Here is a 21,156-nt window from a genome sequence, read left to right on the forward strand (position 1 = left end):
CGGTCTCGCATCCCGCTCCCCGCAAGCGGGGAGAGGGTGGTGGCAAGGCCGTTGCGTCCCTGCTCTCGCCCGGTGGGCGCCCGTACGGCAGCCCCCACCCGGATCAGTCGCAGTGGCGATAACCCGATCGCCGCTGGCGCAGGTCGAAGTGGAAATGGTCGGCATGGTCGGCGTCGCTGCCCGGGCCGAGCACGGTCGAGAACTCGTCGCAGGCCCCCGCCCGCGCCGCATGCAGGAAGCCGCGCGCCCGCATCGCGAACAGGCCCTGGCGCGAGACGTCGATCACGTGCCCGTTCTTGAGCTTGAACGAGCCGATGTCGAGCGCGTTGCCCTTGGAATGCTCGGACCACTGGCCGGAGCCGCGAATGCGCCGGCACGAATAGGACGACATGTTGCGCACCTCGGCGATGCCGGTCAGGTACCGCTTGCGGGCGGCCGGGCCGGCATCCTCCTGCAGCCATTCGGCGGCGGCGAGCGCGGCCTGGCAGTTCAGCGTCGCCGCCGGCTTCAGCGCGACGCCGCGCGCCAGCGTCGACACCTTGACCGGATGGTCGATGCCGCATGCCGCGCTGTCGCGGATCGGCGCGATGTCGACGAACTGCACGCCGCGGCGCTTCAGCGCGGCGCGGCACTGCCGTTCGGCGGCGCTCATCACGCCCGGACCACCGCCAAGGCCCAGCCCCGGAATGGACGGACGCGGCAGCGAGAAGATGGTGCGCGTCGGCGAGGGATCGATGCTTGCCGGCGGCGCCTTGGCCGCGCCGTCCATGAAGCCCCAGTCCAGGAAGCTGCACGCCGCGAGCGCCAGCCCGCCGGCGGTGACGGCCGCCAGCCGAACCGCGATGCGCGCGCCCGTTGCGACGCTTGATGAAATACCCGTCGTGCCCATGGCTCCGCTCCGTTGCCGAAGGTGGCCCCCCGTGCGGAGCCTAGGCCGACACGATGAACAGGACGTTGGGCAGGGTGGTTAAGGCCGGGTAAAGACGATCGGCCCCGGCGCGATGCCGGGGCCGACCATGAACTCGACAGGGAGTGTCGGAGAACGCTCTACTGCGCGAAGCCGGCGAGGTCGTCGGTGACCGGCTCGTAGCGCGCAAGCTGGGCCAGCGTCGCGGTGATCTGCACGTCGAGACCGCGATAGGTGACCTGACCGGCCGGCACGTACACCGGATGGCCGAGCACCGCACCGTCCGCCGGGGTGACGATGATCTCATCGACCGTCCCATCAGGGCCGATGAACGCATCGCTGACATAGCCGGCGATCCGGCCGTCGGCGGTGACGACGTTCAGGCCCATCCACGCATCGTTGAGCGGGTGGCCGATCTCGTCGGCATAGGCGGTCTCGAGCCCACGCTGGCCCTCGAACGGAGCGGCGAAGCGCTCCTGGTTGGGCTCGGCATAGGCGAGGACGCGGCCGGAGCGGTCGTCGGCATGGGCCATGACCACGCCGAGCACCACCCACATCAGCGCGACCAGCATGGCGAACTGGGCGAACAGAATGATGGCGATGCGTCCCGCATGGCGGCGATCGTCTGCGGCCGCGATTGCGGTCAGGGGTCGGGTGCTTGCTGCGTTGTCATGTCTCATGTGCCTTCGGTGGTCTCCTGCCACCGCCTCCTGCACGTTAACTCTATGCGGACGTTCCCACCGGGCCTGTGCAAACGGTCACACGGCCGGCGCGCCGCGATCATGGTTAATAATCCGCACGGGCATCGAAGGTTCCCCGCCACGGCGCGCCTCGATCATTGATCGGCGAAGGCGCCGGCCCTATGGTCGCGGGCCGGGAGACGAACACATGCACACCATTCTTCGCCGCGCCGCCGCCCTGATCGCCCTCGCCGGGCTCGGCCTGACCGCCGGCTGTACAGCGCTGAGCGACCTCAATCCGCTCGATCGCGGCTCCAACGAGCCGCTGCCGCCGGTGACCGGCAACGTCATCGCCACCTCCTCGAGCAGCGACCTGACGGACCGCCTCGGCACGACCGGCTCCGCCGGGGCCGGGGCGCAGCCCACCATCACCGGCGAGGCGGGCACCAGCGTCGAGGAATGCCGCCGGATCCAGGGCCGCACGCCGGGTTCGGCGAACGACGGCTTCGCCGACGGCACCGAGCCCGACAACTGCGTGCGCGGCTCGATCAGCACCAACTGAATCATCGCCCGCAGGCGAAAGGTGCGACGCCGGCGCCCTTGGCCGGTGCGCGGGCACGCCCCATATTGATCGGGACCCCCGGTTTTCCTGGAGAAGACGTCCGTGGCCCTGATCGGCCTTGTCGCCCTGGCGCTGTTCGCCGCCATCGTCCTGTTGCCGCAGTTCTGGGTGCGACGGACCATGCAGCGCCATGGCACGCCGCGCCCGGATTTTCCCGGTACCGGCGGCGAACTGGCGCAACATCTGGTCGAGCATTTCGGTCTGGACGGCGTCGGCGTCGAACAGACCGACAAGGGCGATCATTACGATCCGGAGGCGCGCGTCGTGCGCCTGTCCGCCGACACCTATTCGAGGCCGAGCCTGACCGCGGTCGCCATCGCCGCGCACGAGGTCGGCCACGCCCTCCAGCATCATCGCGGCGAGAACGGGCTGAAGCTGCGCCAGTCGCTGGTGCGCATCGCCCAGGTCAGCGACCGGTTCGCTGCGATCTTCTTCATCGCGGCGCCCGTCCTGACGCTGGTCGCGCGCTCGCCCGGCGCCTTCCTCGCGATGGCCGGCATCGGCATCGCGCTTCTGGCCGTGCGCGTGCTGGTCCATCTGGTCACGCTGCCGGTCGAATATGATGCGAGCTTCGGCAAGGCCCTGCCGATCCTGAAGGAAGGCGGCTATCTGCGCGAGGAGGATCTGGGCGGCGCCCGGTCCGTGCTCAGGGCCGCCGCCTTCACCTATGTCGCCGGCGCACTGATGAGCCTGATCGATCTGGCGCGGTGGATCCGGCTGCTGCGCTGAGGCGCGCTACTTCTCCATGATCCAGTCATTGACCACCAGCACCTCGATGCCGGTGGTCGCGAACATGGCGAGCGCGTCCTCGGTGCTGTGCAGGATCGGCTTGCCCATCACGTTGAACGAGGTGTTGAGCAGGATCGGCACGCCGGTGATCGCCGCGAACGCCGCGATCAGCTCGCAGAAGCGTCCGTTGCGGTCGGCCCGCACCGATTGGAGCCGGCCGGTGCCGTCCTCGTGCACCACCGCCGGCACCGCCGCGCGCGCATGCGGCTTCCAGCGCAGGGTGCGCTCCATGTAGGGGCTGTCCTGATAGTCCTCGAACCAGTCCGGGCCGGCGTCGTCCAGGATCGCCGGCGCGAACGGGCGGAACGCCTCGCGATACTTCACCTTGGCGTTCAGCGCGGCCTTGGCGTCGGCGGGGCGGGGATCGGCGAGGATCGAGCGGTTGCCGAGCGCGCGCGGGCCGAACTCGGCGCGGCCCTGCACCCAGCCGACGAGCTTGCCTTCGGCGAGCGCACGCGCGGCGCGCGCGACGACCGCCGGCCCCGCCTTTTCGAGGCGCGGCTCCCAAGCCGCCATGCGCTCGAGCGGCGCGTCGTCGACCTCCGAGCCCAGATAGGGCGACAGGAACGGCGCGGCGCGCGCGGTCCCGCCGGCGGCCCCGCGCGCCTTGCCGTCCTCGGCCAGCGCCAGCAGCGCCGCCCCGATCGCATTGCCGTCGTCGGCCGGCGCCGAGGGCACATGCAGCCGCGAGAAAGGCGAGCGGGCGACGAGCTTGCCATTGTAGGACGAATTGAGCGCACAACCTCCGGTCAGCACCAGATCGCCGGTCGGCACGCGCCGGTGCGCGTCGGCGACGAGCAGGTCCATCATCGCCTCGAACGTGTCCTGGCCGACGCGCGCCAGATCGGCCCAGCCCTCGCGGACGGCGTCCGCCGGCCGCAGGCCTTCGAGCGCGGTCGCCGCTCCGGTGATCGAATCGACGGGCGCCGAAGCCGGCACGCCGTCCTCGACGGTCCACATGCGGTCGACCAGCGCGCGCAGTTCCGGATCGGACCGGCCATAGGGCGCAAGGCCCATCACCTTCCACTCCTCGCCCTTGACCGGATCGAACCCGCACAGTTCGGTGATCAGCCCGAAGAAGAAGCCAAGGCTCATCGGCCCGCGATATTGATGCACCTCGACGGGCACGCCGTCCTCGCCGGGCGCGAACAGCGCCGCCGCGCCGCGCTCGCCCATTCCGTCGACGACCAGACCCGCCGCCTCCGGCCAGCCGGCCGACCGGAACCCGTAGGCGGCGTGGGTCAGATGGTGCGGATAGCGGCGCAGCGTCACCGTTCCGGTTGCGCCGATGCGGTCGGCGGCGACCTGCACGGACAGCCCGGCGGCGGCCTGCAGGTGATGCAGATTGGCGACCAGCGCCCGCTCGGTGCGGTCGGGCACGAAGGACCGGTTCAGACCGGCCTGCGCGGTCGAAACGGATTCATGGCCCATCAGCCCCGCCTCGGCCGCCTTGCCGAGCGTGCGCACGAAGCGCGCGCCCCAGCTCGTCGCCACCACGATGTCGGCATCGCGCGGCACGTAGCGCTTCAGAAGGCCCGGCAGGCGCGAGATCGGCGCGGCCTCGCAATTGGGCGCGCGCTTGTATTGCAGGTGCCGCTCGGCGGCCTCGGCGAACAGCACCGCGCCGTCCGGCCCGACGATCGCCATCGCCGGATCGTGGAACGTCGTCGCCAGGCCAAGATAGTAGGGATCGGACATCAGGGAGGTGCAACGGCTGACGCTGGGAGGACGGAGCTTAGAGCGTTCTGTGATGAGATTGAACCATTCTGCCGGAGGGGGTTTGGTTCAGGATCAAGGACTTCGGCGACGGGCGTATCGGGATACGGCCGAGACGAAGGCCGCAGGAATTGGGCCAAACCAGCCCGGCCCTTTCGGGTTTCCGGTTGGCGGACGCCCACCGCGTCGAAGCGCTTGTCTGTAGCGCCGCTACGCACGGCGCGCTTCTCCTTGTGGATCGCCTCGCCAGACCGGAAACAGAATTGTTTCAATCTCATCACAGAACGCTCTATTCCGGCGGCGGCACCATGTCCATCGCCGCCCCCGGCGCGGGCGCGACGGCGAGCGCCTCGGCCAGCGCGTCGAACACGATGCGGATGCGGCGGCTGGTGCGCAGTTCGCGATGGCTGACCAGCCAGATCGGCACCGGCGCCGGGGGATGATCCGGCAGCAGCGGCACGATCTCCGGCGTCATCTCGGCGATCTCGCGCATCATCACGCCGACGCCGAGCCCGCGCCGGACCATCTGCCACACCGCCACCGAGTTCTCCGACATCAGGCGGATGTTTGCGGTGGTGACCGGCAGACCCCACTCGCGCAGATAGGCGACCAGCCGCTCGGTCTGGTCGAAGCCGATGAAGTCCGCCCCGGCCAGATCGGCCGGACCGGCCGGCATGCCGTGCCGCTCCACCCAGCCGCGCGAGGCGTAGACGTGGCCACCGGACTCGCGCACCAGCCGGGCGATCAGGTCGGGCTGCTCGGGCCGCACATGGCGGATGGCGATGTCGGCCTCGCGGCGCCTGAGATCGCTGATCGCGTTCGACGAGACCAGTTCGATCGAAAGCCGCGGCGCCAGCGCGCGAATGCGCCCGAGCACCGCCGGCAGCAGATAGACCGCAAAGATGTCGGTCGCCGACACGCGCACCGTGCCCTCGACGGTCTCGGCCTGGCCGGTCGCCGCCAGCGCCATCGCATCGGCCGCCGCGCCCATCGCCTTGACGTGGTCGTAAAGATCGGTGCCGGCGCCGGTCAGCACCAGCGTCTTGCCGACCCGCTCGAACAGCGTCACGCCGAGCCTGTCCTCGAGCGCGGCCACCTGCCGGCTGAGCGTCGGCTGGGTCAGGCCGAGCCTGCGCGCGGCGGCCGACAGCGACCCCGCCTCGACGGTGGCGCGGAAGGCGCGGGCCTGGTTCCAGTCGAACTCATTCATGCATTAACGTATATCGAAACTGCGAATTTGCGCAATTCACCTGCGAAAATCGCATGATAAAAGGCGCGTCAAAAGGAGATAGGCTATGCCCCGCACCGCAACCGCAGACGCGCCGATGACCGCCGGCAGCCGACAGTCTTCTCCGGCCCGCCAGCGGTCCGACGCCCGCTTCTGGAACAGGATGGCGCGCAAATATGCGCGCAGTCCGATCGAGGACGAGGCCGGCTACGAGCGCTCGCTCGAGCGCACCCGCGAGTTCCTGACGCGCGACGATGATGTCCTGGAGATCGGCTGCGGCACCGGCTCGACCGCGCTCCGGCACGCCCCGCACGTGCGCCACATCACCGGCACCGACATTTCATCGGAAATGATCGCCATCGCCAACGAGAAGCTGGCCGAGGGCGGGCCGGCGAACGTCGACTTCCTCGTCGCCACCGCCGACGATCCGTCCTTCGCCAATGGCGCCTACGACACCGTGATGGCGCACAACATCCTGCATCTGGTTCCCGATCTGGACGCCACGCTGTCGCGGATCCGCGACGCGCTCCGGCCGGGCGGCCTGCTGATCGCCAAGACGCCGTGCCTGGGCGACATGAACCCGGCGATCCGCTGGGTGATGCTGCCGGCCATGCGCGCGGTCGGCAAGGCGCCGCCGGTGCTGTGTTTCTCGGGAAGGGCCCTGCGCGAAGCGATCGGGCGCAACGGCTTCGTCGTCGAAGCGGTCGAGTTCCACGGCACCAGGGGGCGCGATGCGCGCCCGTTCATCGTCGCGCGCAAGACCTGAACGGGCAGGCGCGCCGGCTACTGCGCCGGCGCCTCGTCGGTGCCGATCATCCAGCGCACGCCGAACCGGTCGCGCAACGTGCCGAACCCGGCGGCCCAGAAGGTCGGCTCGAACGCCATCGTGATCTCGCCGCCCTCGGCCAGCGCGTCGAACACGGCCCTTGCCTCGTCGACCGTCGGATAGCTGAGCATGACCGAGGCGCCGTCCATCGTCGCGCTCTCGCCCATCAGATTGTCCGACGCCATGATGACGCCCTCGCCAATCCGCAACTGGGCGTGCATGACCCAGTCCTTCCGATCGTCGGGAACGGGAAACTCGGGCGGCATGTCCGAGGCCGGCATCAGGTCTTCGATCTGGGTTCCGAAGATCTCGGCATAGCGGGTCAGCGCCTGGCGGCACTGGCCGTTGAAGAACAGATAGGGTGTGGGGTGCATGGCGTCCTCCCGGATTGGCGCTGGCAGATTAGCACCGCTTGCCCCGCAAACCCATGACGCAATCGAGGGACGCCACTGACGAACCCCGCGCTAAGCATCCTCCCAGTTGATCCGCCGCCAGCGGGCTTCGATGAACGAGTACAGCGCGAACGCGATCAGGCCGACGCCCATCGCGGTCAGAAGGATCGACCCCATCGGCAGGCCGCGAATGAAGGACAGCGCCTCGGCCAGGCCCGGCGTGCTGGTCGCGCCGCCGGCCGTCCGGAACCGGTAGAAGGTCAGCGCCGCGAGCGCGACGAACACCGCGCCGCGCGCGCAAAGGCCGACGATCGACACCGGATCGATGATCTTCATCTTGTCGCCGTCGACCACCATGTGGTCGGCATATTTGCGGCCGAACGCCTTGACGAAATGGGCGATCGCCGCGACCGCGAAGGCCGCGCACAGGATCGCCGCGACCCAGCGCGCGCCGACGATGGTCGCAAGCCAGGTGGTCGCATCGCCGCCGCCCTGTCCGCCGCCGCCGGTCCCGCCGCCGACGATGCCGAGCAGCGTCAGCGTGTAGAGCGCCAGCGTCGCATAGGTCGCCGCGCTGATGAACAGGCCGGCCCTGATGCCGATCCCCTTGGCGCCGGCGCCGTGCTTGTCGGTGTCGAAGGCGGCCTGCACCAGCCGCCAAGCGACATAGCCGATGAGCCCGACGACGAGCAGCCATAAAAGGGTCTGGCCGAACGGCTGCTCGCGCAGCGTGTTCACCGCCTCGCGCATCGCCGAACCGTTCCGGCTGACACCGGCGCCGGCGACGATCAGGATGCCGAGCACGAGATAGACGAGCCCGCGCGCCGCATATCCGAACCGGGCCAGCGGCTCGATCCATTTCATCTGGTTCTTCAGGTTCATGGGGGATCCTCGGGGTCTACATGCGGGAATGGCCGAGCGGCATCGGATGACCGGGCGGCCGGCTGCGGGAGAGAAAATGCGCGGCAAGCCAGCAGATCGCGGCCCAGCTCGCGCCCAGGCTCCAGCCGGCCAGCACGTCGGTCGGCCAGTGCACGCCCAGATAGATGCGGCTGATGCCGATCACGAACGACAGCGCCACCGCCACGACGACCACGTAGACGCGCAGGCCATGACGCGGCACGAAGCGCACGATCACCATGGCGAGCGTCAGATAGGCGACCATCGAGACGGTCGCGTGGGCGCTCGGAAAGGCCGACGTCATCGTCCGGTCGAGCGGATCGACCAGGTCGGGCCGCGCCCGGTCGAAGAACCGCTTGGCGACCTGCGCGACCGCCGTGCCGGAGGCCAGCGCGACGGCCAGGAACAAGGCGGCCGCACGTTCGCCGAGCAGCACCAGCGCGATGGCCAGAAGCACCGCCAGCGTGAACAGGACCGTGTAGCCGCCGAGCACGGTGTACTCGGCCATCGTGTCCTCGAACCAGGCCGGCCCGAGCGGATCGGAAAGATCGGTCGGCACGCGGAAGGCGCGCAGCACCGCCTCGTCGATCGCCGTCGACCAGCCCTGCGTCATTGCAAGCGCCAGCAGGGCGAAGCAGACGAGCCCGCCGATCGCGACACCCGCCGCGCGGCGGGTGCCGGCGGGGCCGGAATCGCCATGCTCTGGCACGGCTCGCGCGCGTGCGCTCGCGCGATCGGTGCTGGCGCCGCCTCGATCCGGCGCCGCTTCCTCCGTCATCGCAAGGCGCCTCAGTCGACGGCGTCCACGACGTTTGCGGTCGCATTCTGGGTCGCGTCGACGGCCGCTGCCGTGTCCTGGCCGGCGCCTTGGATCGTGTTGGCGCAGCCCGCGACCGCGAGCAGCAGGGCGAACAGGGTGGTGCTGAGAATCTGTTTCACGTTCGTCTCCCTCGGTGGATGCACCGCCAACGCACCCTTGCGCGGAACGTTCCCCGGCCGGCCCGTTCGGCGTGGGCTGGCGAACGACCCGACCTCCTGCCACCCTCCTGTCAGGAGGCACCGTTCGCGCGCGAGGCCGCCCTTTCCTTCGCCGCGGCCTTTTCCCATATTGGCGCCATGGCAAGACCGAAGAAGAAGACCGGCCGGCCCGAGGCCGAGGGACGGAACGAGGATCGCGACGGCTTCGGCGAGGCGCCGCAGGCCGGGCTCGAGGGCGCGCCCGTCTCGGGTGGTTCGATCGAGGACTGGGTGCGCCGGCTCGAGGAGGACGCCGCGCGCGAACAGCGCGACGCCGAAACGCGGGACATCAGGAGCAAGGCCGGCAAGCACCGCCGCAAGGCGGGGTCCGGCAGCCCCTCATCCGCCCCGTCGGGCACCTTCTCCCCGTCGGGCGGGGAGAAGGCCCCGAAGCCGACCGAGGCGCCCGACCCGGTGGGCTCGGCTCGCAAGCCGGCGACCCCCTCTCCCAGCGCGCGGGGAGAGGGCAAGGGTGAGGGGCAGAGCGGCACCGGCGCCTCGTCCGGCCCGAAGGGCCGCAAGCGCGACGGCGCGTCGGCGGCTCCCCGCCGGAGCGAGCGATCAGCGAGCGATAAGACATATGAGGTCGGCGACAAACGCACCGGCGGCGGCGTGTCGATCGGCGGCACCAACGATCCGCGCGAGCGCGCCGCGGCCGGCCTGAACCCGGTCGCCGGCCTCAATGTGGGGCTGGAGGAGGCCGAACAGCTCGCCTCGACGTCCGGCGTGACGGCGACGGTCGAGGCGCTCAAGGCGCTGATCGAGAGCGGCAATCCGCTGTTCAAGAACGGCGAGATGTGGGTGCCGCACCGGCCCGAACGGCCCGAAAAGTCCGAGGGCGGCATTCCGCTGCGCATGGTCACCGACTACCAGCCGGCCGGCGACCAGCCCACGGCGATCCGCGATCTTGTGGAGGGGTTGGGAATACCCCCCTCTGCCCCTGACGGGGCATCTCCCCCTCAAGGGGGGAGAGGGGGCGGCAAGCTGGCAACCGACCGCACCGATATCGCCGACGATGCACCCTTCTCCCCCCTTGAGGGGGAGATGTCGGCGCAGCCGACAGAGGGGGGTGCCGAAGGCGAACGCACGCAAGTCCTCTTGGGCGTCACCGGCTCGGGCAAGACCTTCACCATGGCCAAGGTGATCGAACAGACCCAGCGCCCGGCGATCATCCTCGCCCCCAACAAGACGCTGGCCGCCCAGCTCTATGGCGAGTTCAAGTCGTTCTTTCCGGACAACGCGGTCGAATATTTCGTCTCCTATTACGACTATTACCAGCCCGAGGCCTACGTCCCGCGCACCGACACCTATATCGAGAAGGAATCGACCATCAACGAGCAGATCGACCGGATGCGCCACGCGGCCACCCGCGCCCTGCTCGAACGCGACGACGTGATCATCGTCGCCTCGGTCTCGTGCATCTACGGTATCGGCTCGGTCGAGACCTATACGGCGATGACCTTCCAGATGCAGATCGGCGACCGCATCGACCAGCGCCAGCTTCTCGCCGATCTGGTCGCCCAGCAATACAAGCGCGCCGACATCAACTTCGTGCGCGGCACGTTCCGGGTGCGCGGCGACACGATCGAGATCTTCCCGGCCCACCTCGAGGACCGCGCCTGGCGCATCTCGCTGTTCGGCGACGAGATCGAGGCGATCACCGAGTTCGACCCGCTCACCGGCCACAAGTCCGACGATCTGCAATCGGTCAAGATCTACGCCAACTCGCACTATGTGACGCCGCGGCCGACGCTCAACCAGGCGATCAGATCGATCAAGGCGGAGCTTGGCCAGCGGCTGGCGGAACTGGAAAAGGCCGGCCGGCTGCTCGAGGCGCAGCGGCTCGAACAGCGCACGCGCTACGATCTGGAGATGCTGGAAGCCACCGGCTCCTGCCAGGGCATCGAGAACTATTCGCGTTATCTGACCGGCCGCAATCCCGGCGAGCCGCCGCCGACCCTGTTCGAATACATTCCCGACGACGCCATCGTCTTCATCGACGAGAGCCACGTCACCGTGCCGCAGATCGGCGCCATGTATCGCGGCGACTTCCGCCGCAAGGCGACGCTCGCCGAATACGGCTTCCGCCTGCCCTCGTGCATGGACAACCGGCCGCTCAGGTTCGAGGAATGGGACGCGATGCGCCCGCAGACCGTGGCCGTCTCGGCGACACCCGGCGGCTGGGAGATGGAGCAGTCCGGCGGCGTCTTCGCCGAACAGGTGATCCGCCCCACCGGCCTCGTCGACCCGCCCGTCGAGGTGCGCCCGGCGAAGACCCAGGTCGACGACGTGCTCGGCGAGATCCGCGCCACCGCGCAGGCCGGCTACCGGACCCTTTGCACGGTGCTGACCAAGCGCATGGCCGAGGACCTGACCGAATATCTGCACGAACAGGGCGTGCGCGTGCGCTACATGCATTCGGACATCGACACGATCGAGCGCATCGAGATCATCCGCGACCTGCGCCTGGGCGCCTTCGATTGCCTGGTCGGCATCAACCTGTTGCGCGAGGGGCTGGACATTCCCGAATGCGGCTTCGTCGCCATCCTCGACGCCGACAAGGAGGGTTTCCTGCGCTCGGAAACCTCGCTGATCCAGACGATTGGCCGCGCCGCGCGCAACGTCGACGGCAAGGTGATCCTCTATGCCGACCAGGTCACCGGCTCGATGGAGCGGGCGCTGGCCGAGACCAATCGCCGCCGCGAGAAGCAGCTCGCCTGGAACGAAGAACACGGCATCACGCCGCAATCGGTGCGCGCCAACATCGCCGACATTCTCGACAGCGTCTACGAGCGCGACCATGTGCGCGCCGACATCTCCGGCGCAAAGGGCCTGGCGCGCGACGAGGGCGCGCTGATCGGCAACAACCTGGCGACCCACATCGAGGCGCTGGAGAAACAGATGCGCGACGCCGCCGCCGATCTCGACTTCGAGACCGCCGCGCGCCTGCGCGACGAGGTCAAGCGCCTGCGCGAGACCGAACTGGCGGTGATGGACGACGCGCTCGCCCGCGACACCGGCATCGCCAACACGCAGGAGGCGCGCAAGAACAAGGCCAAGGGCAGGCCGGGCAAGTCCGATGGTGGCTCCTACTTCCGCAAGAACGCGCTCGACGAGATGACCGTGGGCCGCACCGAGAAGCCGCGGCGGTGATCGGACCCACCCGCCGGCATCGCGCATCCACCCCCACCCTTCATCCCTCCCCCGCAAGGCGTGGGAGGGATGAAGGGTGGGGGTGGATGCGCGATGGTCGCAAGACGAGAGCCGCCACCTTGCCGGGCGGGCCCGAACGCGCGACAAGCGCGTCATGACTCGAACGCTCCCGTCCCTCGTGGCAGCCCTCGCCGCCCTGCTCGTCCTGAGCCTGCCGAAGGAGAGCCTGTCGAAGGACGCCGCCGCGCGCGACTGGACCGCCACCGTCAAGACCGTCCACTACGGCATCGACGGCGGCGACGGCCTCGCCCTTTACCGCTCGATCGGCGAGAACGGGCCGACCGTCGGCATCCGGCGCGCGATCGCCCGCACCGACTGGGAACTCCTGTGGCATCGCGACTATGTGCGCCAGGGCAACGCCTGCCGGCTGACCGGCGTGCGCCCGTTCCTGACCATCACCTACACCCTGCCCCGCCCCCGCGCGCCGCTCGACGGCGCCCTGGCGGCGCGCTGGCAGACCTTCATCGACGGCATTGTCGTGCACGAGAAGGTGCATGGCGCGCTGATCCGCCAGCTCACCGACGACATCCTCGCCAAGACCGCCGAACTGGTCGTCGAGAACGATCCGGGCTGCGAGAGGACCCGCGCCGAGGTGCAGCGCCGCGCGCTGGCCGCCCACGCCCGCTACAAGGACGCCAACCGCCGCTTCGAGGCCAGCGAGATGGCCGAGGGCGGCAACATCCATCGGCTGATCCTGGGGCTGGTGCGGTAGGGCTGCGGCGCGCTTACCCTTCTCCCCGTTAACGGGGGTCCGCAGGACGGGCCGAGACCCGTGGCTCGGGCCTTCGTGGCCCGAAGGGTCGGATGAGGGGCGGCTCCTGCGCCGCGCAGTCCGCATCCGCCGACCATTGACTGCCCCTCACCCAACTGCGACCGGCGCTCGCGCCGCTCGCGCGGTCTCGTATCCCTCTCCCCGCACGCGGGGAGAGGGAAAGCCTACTCCTCCGGCTCGGTGGTGAACTGCAGCGGAAAGCCGGCCGCCTTGCCGGCATCGGTGGCGCGCGTCGCCTTGGTCTCGGCGACGTCCCGGGGGAACACGGCGACCACGCAAGAGCCCTTGCGGTGCGCGGTGATCATCACCCGGTAGCTCTGGTCCTCGGTCAGGCGGAACTCGGCCTTGAGCACGGCCACGACGAACTCGCGCGGAGTGAAATCATCATTGAGCAGGATCACCTTGTGCAGCTTCGGCCGCTCGACCCTGGGTCTGGTCGACGTGCGGGGCTTTGTGGTGGTGTTCATGGTCCGGCTCCGGGTTCAGCCGGAAACTAGGGCGCTGCCCGGACATTAGCCAGCCGTGCGCCCTCCCCCGCGCCGTCATCCTCGGGTCAAGCCGGAGGATGACGGAGGTGGTGGGCTCCGCGCGTCGTTGGGCTTGACCGCGGCGAGTTTCTCCCTCGCGCCGTCATCCTCGGCCTCCGAGCCGAGGATCCATTCCGTTGGGACGGTAGCGGTTGCCCGAAGACGAAGAACTGGCCCAATTCTGAAGTGCTGGGCGCACATGATCAGCGGAACGGAATGGATCCTTGGGGCAAGCCCAAGGATGACGGAGCAAAAGGCAACCGCGCCACGAACACACCAAGTTGGGCTCAGAACGAACAAGCACGCACCGTCCTCCTCGGGCTTGACCCGAGGATCCATTCCGTGAAGCTCATCCGATGGGCGGTTATGTCTACATGCTCGCCAGCAAGAAGGGCGGCACGATCTATATCGGCGTGACCGGCGATCTTTCGCGCCGCATTCACGAACACCGACAGCGCGAGGCGGGATTCACAGCCAGATATGGCGCGATCCGGCTGGTCTGGTACGAAAATCATGACGACATTCGCGATGCCATCCAGCGGGAGAAATCGCTGAAACGGTGGCGGCGCCAGTGGAAAATCGACCTGATCGAAAGCATCAATCCGGAATGGAACGATCTTTATCGCGGGATCGGTTGGTGAGGCGCTCCGGGGCCTCGGGTGCCTCGTGTCGGACGGCACGGAATGGATCCTCGGGTCAAGCCGGAGGATGACGGAGGTGGTGGGCTCCGCGCGTCGTTGGGCTTGACCGCGGCGAGTTTCTCCCACGCACCGTCATCCTCGGCCTCCGAGCCGAGGATCCATTCCGTTGGGACGGTAGCGGTTGCCCGAAGACGAAGAACTGGCCCAATTCTGAAGTGCTGGGCGCACATGATCAGCGGAACGGAATGGATCCTTGGGGCAAGCCCAAGGATGACGGAGCAAAAGGCAACCGCGCCACGAACACGCCAAGTTGGGCGCAGAGCCAGGCAACGCACACCGTCATCCTCGGGCTTGACCCGAGGATGACGGAGCGCAGGCGACTTCGGCCCCCAAAAACTTATCCCCCACGCTCTCCCCTCCCCCATACTCCCCTCACCGCTTTCGCGAAGAGCCGGGTTCAGAACCGACCATCCGGCGAGGGCGGCGGCGGCCCGGCTGGCGGTGCAGAGGTGCATCGCCGGGAGATGATCCCTCAAGCCGGGGCGGAACGAAGGCGCGCGGTGTGGCGTGCGCCGGCCGGTTCGCTGCTCCGTTCCGGCCCGGGCACACGCCGCATGCGGGTCCGGCTCCTGCCGGCGTCACGGGCATGGTGACGCGGCGGGCGGGACAGGCCCCGCAGATCGGCTGAAAAGGCCGCCATCGCGCGCATTTCCACCGCAAGCCCGCCGGACGGGCGGTCGCAAGATCGCATGTAACCACAGAACGGCTCGCGCTCTTTCGACCGCCCGTTCCTTCGACCCCGCAACGCAGGCCGCCCCGTGGCGCCGGCGACGGCGCATCCGTGCGCGATTTTGAGCTTCAACCCAAGGAGAATGCCATGACCCGACACCGCAAGCCCCGCCCGACCCCCGAAGACGCCGCGCTGGCCGAGCGCGCCCAGGCCGACACGATGGCGCTGCTGACGCGCGCAGCCCGGTTCGTCGCCGACCGGTCCGACCGCTGGCGCGCCTGCCCGCGCCGCCAGTGCCGCCGCGCGTGCGCCTGCACCGGCAGCGCCGGGCCGGAGACCCATCCGCCCTGCGCCGACGCGAACGATCGCGAAGATGCCGTCATGATCGTCATCTTTTCGGCGCTCGAGCAGGCCAGAACGGCGATCGAGGCGCTGCCGCCGGAGTTGCGTGCGCCCGAATGAGGGGAAACGGCCGCCCGTTCAGCCGGCGTTCAGGCGGGATCGGATATGCCTCGACAAACGGACGGCGCTCCCCGGCGCCGCCACAGGAGACCCATGATGACACCCATCCGCACCTCGATCGGCGCGCTGGCCATCGCCGCCACGGCGCTCGCCGGCCTGCCCGGCGCCATCGCGCCGGCCGCCGCCCAGAGCGAATACAATGACTGGTCGAACTATCATCACGGCCGGCGCAACGCGCCCGACTGCGTGCGCCAGGGCGTGTGCCGCCCCTACGACGTGCCGGGCTGGCAGCAGCACCAGTATCTGGGCGGCAAGCACCATTATCGCGGCAAGCACCGGTACGGGCGCGGCCACCAGCAGCGCCGCCACGTCGAGCGCGGCCATCCCAACCGCAGCCACTATCGCGGCGACCGCGTCGACGACGGCGCCGCGCTGATCCTGGGGCTGACCGGCCTTGCCATCGTCGGCGGCGTCATCGCCAACCAGGGCGGCACGCTGCCGCACACCGCCGACCCGAACTATCGCGGCAACCGCGGCAATCACTATCCGCCCGCACCCGACAGTCCGGGCGTGATCACCTATGAAAGCGCGCTCGAGCCCTGGTCGCCGGGCTGGTACCGCTGGTGCGAGGCCAACTATCGCTCGTTCGATCGCGACCGCGGCACCTATCGCGGCTATGACGGCCAGGACCATTTCTGCGTGCCCAAATAGGTACGCGACCGGTCAGAGGCGGCCGGCGAGGAACGGGTTGGTGCGCCGCTCGTGACCGAGCCGTCCGCCCGGCCCGTGCCCGCAGATGAAGCCGAAATCATCGCCCAGCGGCATCAGCTTGTCGCGGATCGAGGCGATCAGCGTGTCGTGATCGCCGCCGGGCAGGTCGGTGCGGCCGATCGAGCCGGAAAACAGCACGTCGCCGACATGGACGAATTGCGCGGCGCGGTCGACGAAGACGACATGGCCCGGCGCGTGGCCGGGCGTGTGCAGCACCTCGAACGTGTGGCCGGCAAGATCGAGCGTGTCGCCCTCGGCGAGCCAGCGGTCGGGCACGACGTTGCGCACCGCCATGGTCAGGCCGAACATGCGCGCCTGGTCCTCGAGCGCGGCGAGCAGCGGCGCGTCGTCACGATGTGGACCGATGATCTCGACGCCGAGCCGGTCCTTCAGATCCATCGCTCCGCCGGCATGGTCGATATGGCCGTGCGTCAGCCAGATCGCCCCGATCGTCACGCCGTGTTCTTCCGCCGCCGCGACGATCCGGTCGGCATCGCCGCCCGGATCGACGACGACACCGGTCCTGGTCTCGTCGTCGAACAGGATCGTGCAGTTCTGCTGGAAATCGGTGACGGGGACGATGATCGCCTGCAGCGCGCCGGCCATGGACTACTCCCGAATGTGTGACCGGGCCTCATTAGGCGCCCCGGCTGAAGCTGGCAATCGCCGCGGCCGGGCTCCGGGGCGGGCGCCCTACTCGGCGGCGATCGAGGCGGTCTCGGGCCGCACCGCGCGGGCGTAATCGTTCATCATCGTGGTGGCGATCTCGCCGACCGCGAACCGGTACGGGCCGATCTCGGAGACCGGCGTCACCTCGGCGGCGGTGCCCGTCAGGAAGCACTGCTCGAAGCTCTCCATCTCCTCGGGCATGATCACGCGCTCGTTCACCGTCAGCCCGCGCGCCCGGGCAAGGTCGATCACGGTGCGCCGCGTGATGCCGTCCAGGAAGGCGTCGGGCACCGGCGTGTGCAGTTCGCCGTCCCTGACGAAGAAGATGTTGGCGCCGGTCGCCTCGGCGACGCGGCCGCGCCAGTCGAGCATCAGCGCGTCGGCATAGCCCTTCGCCTCGGCCTCGTGCTTGCAGAGCGTGCAGATCATGTAAAGGCCGGCCGCCTTCGACTTGGACGGCGCGGTGGCGGGATCGGGCCGGCGGTAGCGCGCCATGTCGAGCCGAATGCCCTTGAGCTTTTCGGCCGGGTCGAAATAGCTCGGCCAGTCCCACACGGCGATCGCCAGGTTGATGCGGTTGTGCTGGGCCGAAACGCCCATCATCTCCGAGCCGCGCCAGGCGACCGGCCGGATGTAGGCGTCCGAAAAGCCCTGCCGGGCCAGCGTCTCGTTGCAGGCCGCGTCGATCTCGGCGACCGTGTAGGGGATCTCGAAACCCAGGATCCGGCCCGACTCGACCAGCCGCTCGGTATGTTCGGTCAGCTTGAAGATGACCCCGCCATAGGCGCGCTCGCCCTCGAACACCGAACTGGCATAGTGCAGGCCGTGCGTCAGCACGTGCACCTTGGCGTCCGCCCAGGGCACAAACCGCCCGTTCAACCAGATTTCACCGTCGAGCTGATCGAAGGGCTTGTCTGCCATGGCCGTTTCCCCGCCGTTTGGCCCGCGCCGGACCAGACCGCCCGGGAGCCGTGTTCTGTTTTCGGGCGCCCGCCCGGGCGCCGATCCGCAATCTTTACAGAGCGACCCAAAATATGTCAATAAGGCTGACCTATTTCACGGAACAAGGGCCGGCCATGGCCAGAGCGAACGGCAGCGCCGACACCGAAACGCTGATCGAACTGTTGTTCTTCGCCTATCGCGACTTCATCGCCGATCCGGACGCGATCCTGGCCGAGCTCGATTTCGGCCGCGCGCACCATCGCGTGCTGCACTTCATCGACCGCAAGCCGGGCCTCACGGTGGCCGAACTGCTCGCCTTTCTGGGCATCACCAAACAGAGCCTGTCGCGCGTGCTCAAGCAGCTCATCGATGGCGGCTTCGTGCGTCAGGCGGCCGGGATCGGCGACCGGCGCCGCCGCGAACTGCACCTGACGGCCAAGGGCGCGGCGCTGATCGCCCGGCTGCGCGAGCCACAGTCTCGCCGCATCGACGCGGCACTGAACGAGTCCGGCCAGACCCATGAAGCCATGGCGCGATTTCTCAGGGCCATGACCGACCAGCAGGCCCGCGCCCAGATCGAGGCGCTGAAATGACCGGTGTGCGCCGGAGTGGAGGCGAGCGATGACCGAGCCGCAGACCAGCACAGCCCAGCCCGCGCGCGCTACGGCGCCCGACGACCAGGCCCCGCACATCCTGATCGTCGACGACGACCGCCGCATCCGCGAACTCCTGACGCTCTACCTGTCGCAGCACGGCTATCGGGTCACCGCCACCGGCAGCGCCGCCGACGCGCGGCGCAAGATGGAAGGGCTCGCCTTCGACCTTCTGGTGCTCGACGTGATGATGCCCGGCGAAAGCGGCGTGACGCTGGCCCGCGCCCTGCGCGCCGCCGACAGCGACGTGCCGATCCTGATGCTGACCGCGCGCAGCGAGACCGAACAGCGCATCGAGGGGCTCGACGCGGGCGCCGACGATTATCTGGGCAAGCCGTTCGACCCGCGCGAACTGCTGCTGCGCATCGGCAACATCGTGCGCCGGCGCGGACCCGACGAGACCGGCCTGGTCGAGCAGATCGTGTTCGGCCCCTTCATCTTCGTCATCGGCAAGCGCGAGTTGAAGAAGAACGGCGAAGTGGTCCGGCTGACCGACCGCGAGCGCGACATCCTCGTGCGCTTCGCCCGCCATCCGGGCGAGACGATCGCCCGCCACGAACTGGTCGACGACGATGCCGAGATCGGCGAACGCACCATCGACGTTCAGATCAACCGGCTGCGGCGCAAGCTGGAGACCGATCCGGCCAACCCGCGTTATCTTCAAACCGTGCGCGGAATGGGCTACCGTCTGTCGATCGAGTGACGGCGGCGCACCGCCCGGCAGGCGACGCGCCGGGCGGAAGGGCAACATGACACTGGCACACCATGACGGCGCGAAACTCGCCTCTCCGCCCCGGCGCAGCCTGCGCCGGCGGATGGCGCGCATGGTGCGCTATCTGGCGCTGCGCTGGCGCCAGTGGCTGTCCTCGGCGACGCTGCGCATGCCGCGCGGGCTCTATGCGCGCTCGCTGATCATCATCATCGCGCCGATGGTGCTGCTGCAGTCGGTGATCGCGTTCGTGTTCATGGAACGCCACTGGCAGACCGTCACGCAGCGCCTGTCGACGGCGGTGACGCGCGACATCGCCGCGATCATCGACATCATCGAGACCTATCCGCAGGACGACAATTTCACCGAAGTCACCCGCATGGCGCGCGAGCGGCTGGCGCTGAACATCGCCATCCTGCCGCCCGATCCGCTGCCGGCGCCCGCGCCCAAGCCGTTCTTCTCGATCCTCGACCAGATCCTGTCCGAGGAGATCACCCGCCAGATCGGCCGGCCGTTCTGGATCGACACGGTCGGCAACTCGAACCTCGTCGAGATCCGCATCCGTCTCGAAGACAACGTGCTGCGCGTGTTCGCGCGCCGCAGCCAGGCCTATGCCTCCAACACCCACATCTTCCTTCTGTGGATGGTCGGCACCTCGCTGGTGCTGCTGTTCATCGCGATCCTGTTCCTGCGCAACCAGATCAGGCCGATCCAGAAGCTGGCCGAGGCGGCCGAAGGGTTCGGCAAGGGCCACGCCCTGCCGGACGGTTTCCGGCCGCGCGGCGCGATCGAGGTGCGTCAGGCCTCGCTCGCCTTCATCCAGATGCGCGAGCGCATCGAAAAGCAGATGGAGCAGCGCACCGAGATGCTCGCCGGCGTCAGCCACGATCTGCGCACCATCCTGACGCGCTTCAAGCTGCAGCTCGCCATGAGCGCGCCGTCCGACGACATCGCGGCGATGGAAAAGGACATCGACGACATGCAGTCGATGCTCGAGGGCTATCTCGATTTCGCCCGCGGCGACGTCGAGGAGGAGACCGGCGAACTCGACCTCAGGACGGCGCTCGCCGAGGTCGCCGCGCAGGGCAAGCTGCACGAGCGCGCGGTCGATGTCAGTGTGCTCGGCCGGTCCGACATCATCGTGCGGCCGGTCGCGTTCCGGCGGCTTCTGGCCAATCTCGCCTCCAACGCCTTCCGCCACGCCGACCGCATCGAGGTGGTCGCAAGGGTGTCGCGCGGCCGGCTGACGCTGACCATGGACGATGACGGCCCCGGCATCCCCGAGGACGAGCGCGAGGACGTGTTCCGGCCGTTCTACCGGATCGACGATGCCCGCAATCTCGACGCCAGCGGCACCGGGCTCGGCCTGTCGATCGCCCGCGACATCGCCCGCAAGCATGGCGGCGACATCGCGCTCGACGATTCCCCGCTGGGCGGTTTGCGCGTCACCGTTCGCCTGCCGGTGTGACAAGCCCCTCACCCAACCGCGGCCAGCGCTCACTTCATTCGCGAAGCCACGTATCCCTCTTCCCGCAGGCGGGGACAGGGTAAGGGTGAGGGGCAGTGGCGCTTGCGTCGCGCCAGTCCGGTGCCGGCATCCCTGGATCCCGGAATCAAGTTCCGGGATGACGCAGTGCCCTTGCCTACATCAGCCGCTTGCCGTTCGGCACCGGCTTGTCGATCGCGGCGAGCACGATCGCCCCGCTTTCGTCCTCGAACCCGAGCGTCAGCACCTCCGAGCGCATCGGCCCAATCTGGCGCGGCGGGAAGTTGACCACCGCCATCACCTGCCGGCCGACCAGTTCCTCGGGCGCATAGTGCACGGTGATCTGCGCCGAGGACTTCTTGACGCCGATCTCCGGCCCGAAATCGATCTTCATCCTGATCGCCGGCTTGCGGGCCTCGGGAAACGGCTCGGCCTCCACGACCGTGCCGACGCGGATGTCGACCTTCAGGAAGTCGTCGAAGGCGATGAACGCGTCGTCCATCC

Annotated in this window: 23 protein-coding genes; 11 read left to right on the forward strand and 12 right to left on the reverse strand. The window is 68.9% G+C overall.

Annotated elements, in window-relative coordinates; all coding sequences use genetic code 11:
- Positions 1-103: 103 nt before the first annotated feature.
- Positions 104-889 carry an extensin-like domain-containing protein gene (locus E0E05_RS13560; RefSeq protein ID WP_131617204.1) on the reverse strand — a complete coding sequence of 262 codons (786 nt, stop codon included), beginning with the start codon at positions 887-889 and terminating at the stop codon, positions 104-106.
- A gap of 158 nt (positions 890-1,047) precedes the next feature.
- Entirely contained in the window at positions 1,048-1,587 is a 540-nt protein-coding gene (locus E0E05_RS13565; RefSeq protein WP_131617205.1) for a hypothetical protein, read from the reverse strand.
- A 208-nt stretch (positions 1,588-1,795) separates the two neighbouring features.
- On the opposite strand from E0E05_RS13565, the gene E0E05_RS13570 reads away from it, so the two are divergent.
- A complete protein-coding gene (locus E0E05_RS13570) occupies positions 1,796-2,149 on the forward strand; it encodes a hypothetical protein (RefSeq protein WP_131617206.1) in 354 nt (117 codons plus the stop codon).
- A gap of 102 nt (positions 2,150-2,251) precedes the next feature.
- Entirely contained in the window at positions 2,252-2,938 is a 687-nt protein-coding gene (locus tag E0E05_RS13575) for a zinc metallopeptidase (RefSeq protein WP_192900412.1), read from the forward strand.
- A 6-nt stretch (positions 2,939-2,944) separates the two neighbouring features.
- On the opposite strand, the gene E0E05_RS13580 is transcribed toward E0E05_RS13575, so the two are convergent.
- Positions 2,945-4,696, reverse strand: a complete 1,752-nt coding sequence (locus tag E0E05_RS13580) for a carbamoyltransferase family protein (RefSeq protein ID WP_131617207.1) — start codon at positions 4,694-4,696, stop codon at positions 2,945-2,947.
- A gap of 307 nt (positions 4,697-5,003) precedes the next feature.
- Complete coding sequence (locus E0E05_RS13585; protein ID WP_131617208.1) at positions 5,004-5,924, reverse strand: LysR family transcriptional regulator; 921 nt, start codon at positions 5,922-5,924, stop codon at positions 5,004-5,006.
- 85 nt (positions 5,925-6,009) lie between these two features.
- Here E0E05_RS13585 and E0E05_RS13590 point away from each other — a divergent pair, with 85 nt between their 5' ends.
- Complete coding sequence (locus E0E05_RS13590) at positions 6,010-6,708, forward strand: class I SAM-dependent methyltransferase (RefSeq protein ID WP_244597731.1); 699 nt, start codon at positions 6,010-6,012, stop codon at positions 6,706-6,708.
- A gap of 17 nt (positions 6,709-6,725) precedes the next feature.
- Here the strand turns inward: E0E05_RS13590 and E0E05_RS13595 are convergent, their stop codons facing one another.
- The 4 genes from E0E05_RS13595 to E0E05_RS13610 form a co-directional block, all read right to left on the reverse strand.
- The gene (locus E0E05_RS13595) at positions 6,726-7,142 is read right to left on the reverse strand and encodes a VOC family protein (protein WP_131617209.1); all 417 of its coding nucleotides are present in this window, start codon (positions 7,140-7,142) and stop codon (positions 6,726-6,728) included.
- Positions 7,143-7,232: 90 nt separating this feature from the next.
- Complete coding sequence (locus E0E05_RS13600; protein WP_131617210.1) at positions 7,233-8,042, reverse strand: DUF1206 domain-containing protein; 810 nt, start codon at positions 8,040-8,042, stop codon at positions 7,233-7,235.
- A 16-nt stretch (positions 8,043-8,058) separates the two neighbouring features.
- On the reverse strand, positions 8,059-8,769 hold the full coding sequence (locus E0E05_RS13605) for a phosphatase PAP2 family protein (protein ID WP_158629374.1): 711 nt from the start codon (positions 8,767-8,769) through the stop codon (positions 8,059-8,061).
- A gap of 80 nt (positions 8,770-8,849) precedes the next feature.
- Positions 8,850-8,999, reverse strand: coding sequence for an entericidin domain-containing protein (locus tag E0E05_RS13610; RefSeq protein ID WP_131617212.1), 150 nt, complete (start codon positions 8,997-8,999; stop codon positions 8,850-8,852).
- A gap of 177 nt (positions 9,000-9,176) precedes the next feature.
- Between E0E05_RS13610 and uvrB the strand changes: the two genes are divergently transcribed.
- Positions 9,177-12,230 carry an excinuclease ABC subunit UvrB gene (gene uvrB, locus E0E05_RS13620; RefSeq protein WP_244597732.1) on the forward strand — a complete coding sequence of 1,018 codons (3,054 nt, stop codon included), beginning with the start codon at positions 9,177-9,179 and terminating at the stop codon, positions 12,228-12,230.
- A 154-nt stretch (positions 12,231-12,384) separates the two neighbouring features.
- Positions 12,385-13,002, forward strand: a complete 618-nt coding sequence (locus E0E05_RS13625) for a DUF922 domain-containing protein (RefSeq protein ID WP_131617213.1) — start codon at positions 12,385-12,387, stop codon at positions 13,000-13,002.
- 224 nt (positions 13,003-13,226) lie between these two features.
- On the opposite strand, the gene clpS is transcribed toward E0E05_RS13625, so the two are convergent.
- Positions 13,227-13,529 (reverse strand): ATP-dependent Clp protease adapter ClpS, encoded by a 303-nt coding sequence (clpS, locus tag E0E05_RS13630; protein WP_131617214.1) that lies wholly within the window; start codon positions 13,527-13,529, stop codon positions 13,227-13,229.
- A 416-nt stretch (positions 13,530-13,945) separates the two neighbouring features.
- Between clpS and E0E05_RS13635 the strand changes: the two genes are divergently transcribed.
- From E0E05_RS13635 to E0E05_RS13645, 3 genes are all read left to right on the forward strand, one after another.
- Positions 13,946-14,230 carry a GIY-YIG nuclease family protein gene (locus E0E05_RS13635; RefSeq protein WP_131617215.1) on the forward strand — a complete coding sequence of 95 codons (285 nt, stop codon included), beginning with the start codon at positions 13,946-13,948 and terminating at the stop codon, positions 14,228-14,230.
- A gap of 877 nt (positions 14,231-15,107) precedes the next feature.
- Positions 15,108-15,422 carry a hypothetical protein gene (locus tag E0E05_RS17390; protein WP_158629375.1) on the forward strand — a complete coding sequence of 105 codons (315 nt, stop codon included), beginning with the start codon at positions 15,108-15,110 and terminating at the stop codon, positions 15,420-15,422.
- A 96-nt stretch (positions 15,423-15,518) separates the two neighbouring features.
- Positions 15,519-16,133: a BA14K family protein gene (locus E0E05_RS13645; RefSeq protein WP_210215715.1), complete on the forward strand. Its 615-nt coding sequence runs from the start codon at positions 15,519-15,521 to the stop codon at positions 16,131-16,133.
- Between the two features lie 12 nt (positions 16,134-16,145).
- Here E0E05_RS13645 and E0E05_RS13650 read toward each other — a convergent pair whose 3' ends face one another.
- Together E0E05_RS13650 and E0E05_RS13655 are read right to left on the reverse strand one after the other, a co-directional pair.
- Entirely contained in the window at positions 16,146-16,799 is a 654-nt protein-coding gene (locus E0E05_RS13650; protein WP_131617217.1) for an MBL fold metallo-hydrolase, read from the reverse strand.
- Positions 16,800-16,886: 87 nt separating this feature from the next.
- The gene (locus E0E05_RS13655; protein ID WP_131617218.1) at positions 16,887-17,783 is read right to left on the reverse strand and encodes a branched-chain amino acid aminotransferase; all 897 of its coding nucleotides are present in this window, start codon (positions 17,781-17,783) and stop codon (positions 16,887-16,889) included.
- A gap of 155 nt (positions 17,784-17,938) precedes the next feature.
- Between E0E05_RS13655 and E0E05_RS13660 the strand changes: the two genes are divergently transcribed.
- The 3 genes from E0E05_RS13660 (at position 17,939) to E0E05_RS13670 (ending at position 20,634) form a co-directional block, all read left to right on the forward strand.
- Positions 17,939-18,397, forward strand: a complete 459-nt coding sequence (locus tag E0E05_RS13660) for a MarR family winged helix-turn-helix transcriptional regulator (protein WP_244597733.1) — start codon at positions 17,939-17,941, stop codon at positions 18,395-18,397.
- A gap of 28 nt (positions 18,398-18,425) precedes the next feature.
- The gene (locus E0E05_RS13665) at positions 18,426-19,160 is read left to right on the forward strand and encodes a response regulator (RefSeq protein ID WP_131617220.1); all 735 of its coding nucleotides are present in this window, start codon (positions 18,426-18,428) and stop codon (positions 19,158-19,160) included.
- Positions 19,161-19,281: 121 nt separating this feature from the next.
- Positions 19,282-20,634, forward strand: coding sequence for an ATP-binding protein (locus tag E0E05_RS13670; RefSeq protein WP_192900478.1), 1,353 nt, complete (start codon positions 19,282-19,284; stop codon positions 20,632-20,634).
- A gap of 175 nt (positions 20,635-20,809) precedes the next feature.
- Here E0E05_RS13670 and E0E05_RS13675 read toward each other — a convergent pair whose 3' ends face one another.
- Positions 20,810-21,154, reverse strand: coding sequence for a tRNA-binding protein (locus tag E0E05_RS13675; protein ID WP_131617221.1), 345 nt, complete (start codon positions 21,152-21,154; stop codon positions 20,810-20,812).
- Between the last annotated feature and the right edge of the window lie 2 nt (positions 21,155-21,156).

This window comes from Roseitalea porphyridii (assembly GCF_004331955.1).
GTDB lineage: Bacteria > Pseudomonadota > Alphaproteobacteria > Rhizobiales > Rhizobiaceae > Roseitalea > Roseitalea porphyridii.

What these genes read in the sequence shown, in the direction of transcription:
- E0E05_RS13560 (WP_131617204.1), bottom strand. Translation starts at nt 889, where the DNA reads ATGGGCACGACGGGTATTTCATCAAGCGTCGCAACGGGCGCGCGCATC.
- E0E05_RS13565 (WP_131617205.1), bottom strand. Translation starts at nt 1,587, where the DNA reads ATGAGACATGACAACGCAGCAAGCACCCGACCCCTGACCGCAATCGCG.
- E0E05_RS13570 (WP_131617206.1), top strand. Translation starts at nt 1,796, where the DNA reads ATGCACACCATTCTTCGCCGCGCCGCCGCCCTGATCGCCCTCGCCGGG.
- E0E05_RS13580 (WP_131617207.1), bottom strand. Translation starts at nt 4,696, where the DNA reads ATGTCCGATCCCTACTATCTTGGCCTGGCGACGACGTTCCACGATCCG.
- E0E05_RS13585 (WP_131617208.1), bottom strand. Translation starts at nt 5,924, where the DNA reads ATGAATGAGTTCGACTGGAACCAGGCCCGCGCCTTCCGCGCCACCGTC.
- E0E05_RS13590 (WP_244597731.1), top strand. Translation starts at nt 6,010, where the DNA reads ATGCCCCGCACCGCAACCGCAGACGCGCCGATGACCGCCGGCAGCCGA.
- E0E05_RS13595 (WP_131617209.1), bottom strand. Translation starts at nt 7,142, where the DNA reads ATGCACCCCACACCCTATCTGTTCTTCAACGGCCAGTGCCGCCAGGCG.
- E0E05_RS13600 (WP_131617210.1), bottom strand. Translation starts at nt 8,042, where the DNA reads ATGAACCTGAAGAACCAGATGAAATGGATCGAGCCGCTGGCCCGGTTC.
- uvrB (WP_244597732.1), top strand. Translation starts at nt 9,177, where the DNA reads ATGGCAAGACCGAAGAAGAAGACCGGCCGGCCCGAGGCCGAGGGACGG.
- E0E05_RS13625 (WP_131617213.1), top strand. Translation starts at nt 12,385, where the DNA reads ATGACTCGAACGCTCCCGTCCCTCGTGGCAGCCCTCGCCGCCCTGCTC.
- clpS (WP_131617214.1), bottom strand. Translation starts at nt 13,529, where the DNA reads ATGAACACCACCACAAAGCCCCGCACGTCGACCAGACCCAGGGTCGAG.
- E0E05_RS13635 (WP_131617215.1), top strand. Translation starts at nt 13,946, where the DNA reads ATGGGCGGTTATGTCTACATGCTCGCCAGCAAGAAGGGCGGCACGATC.
- E0E05_RS17390 (WP_158629375.1), top strand. Translation starts at nt 15,108, where the DNA reads ATGACCCGACACCGCAAGCCCCGCCCGACCCCCGAAGACGCCGCGCTG.
- E0E05_RS13645 (WP_210215715.1), top strand. Translation starts at nt 15,519, where the DNA reads ATGACACCCATCCGCACCTCGATCGGCGCGCTGGCCATCGCCGCCACG.
- E0E05_RS13650 (WP_131617217.1), bottom strand. Translation starts at nt 16,799, where the DNA reads ATGGCCGGCGCGCTGCAGGCGATCATCGTCCCCGTCACCGATTTCCAG.
- E0E05_RS13655 (WP_131617218.1), bottom strand. Translation starts at nt 17,783, where the DNA reads ATGGCAGACAAGCCCTTCGATCAGCTCGACGGTGAAATCTGGTTGAAC.
- E0E05_RS13660 (WP_244597733.1), top strand. Translation starts at nt 17,939, where the DNA reads ATGGCCAGAGCGAACGGCAGCGCCGACACCGAAACGCTGATCGAACTG.
- E0E05_RS13665 (WP_131617220.1), top strand. Translation starts at nt 18,426, where the DNA reads ATGACCGAGCCGCAGACCAGCACAGCCCAGCCCGCGCGCGCTACGGCG.
- E0E05_RS13670 (WP_192900478.1), top strand. Translation starts at nt 19,282, where the DNA reads ATGGTGCGCTATCTGGCGCTGCGCTGGCGCCAGTGGCTGTCCTCGGCG.
- E0E05_RS13675 (WP_131617221.1), bottom strand. Translation starts at nt 21,154, where the DNA reads ATGGACGACGCGTTCATCGCCTTCGACGACTTCCTGAAGGTCGACATC.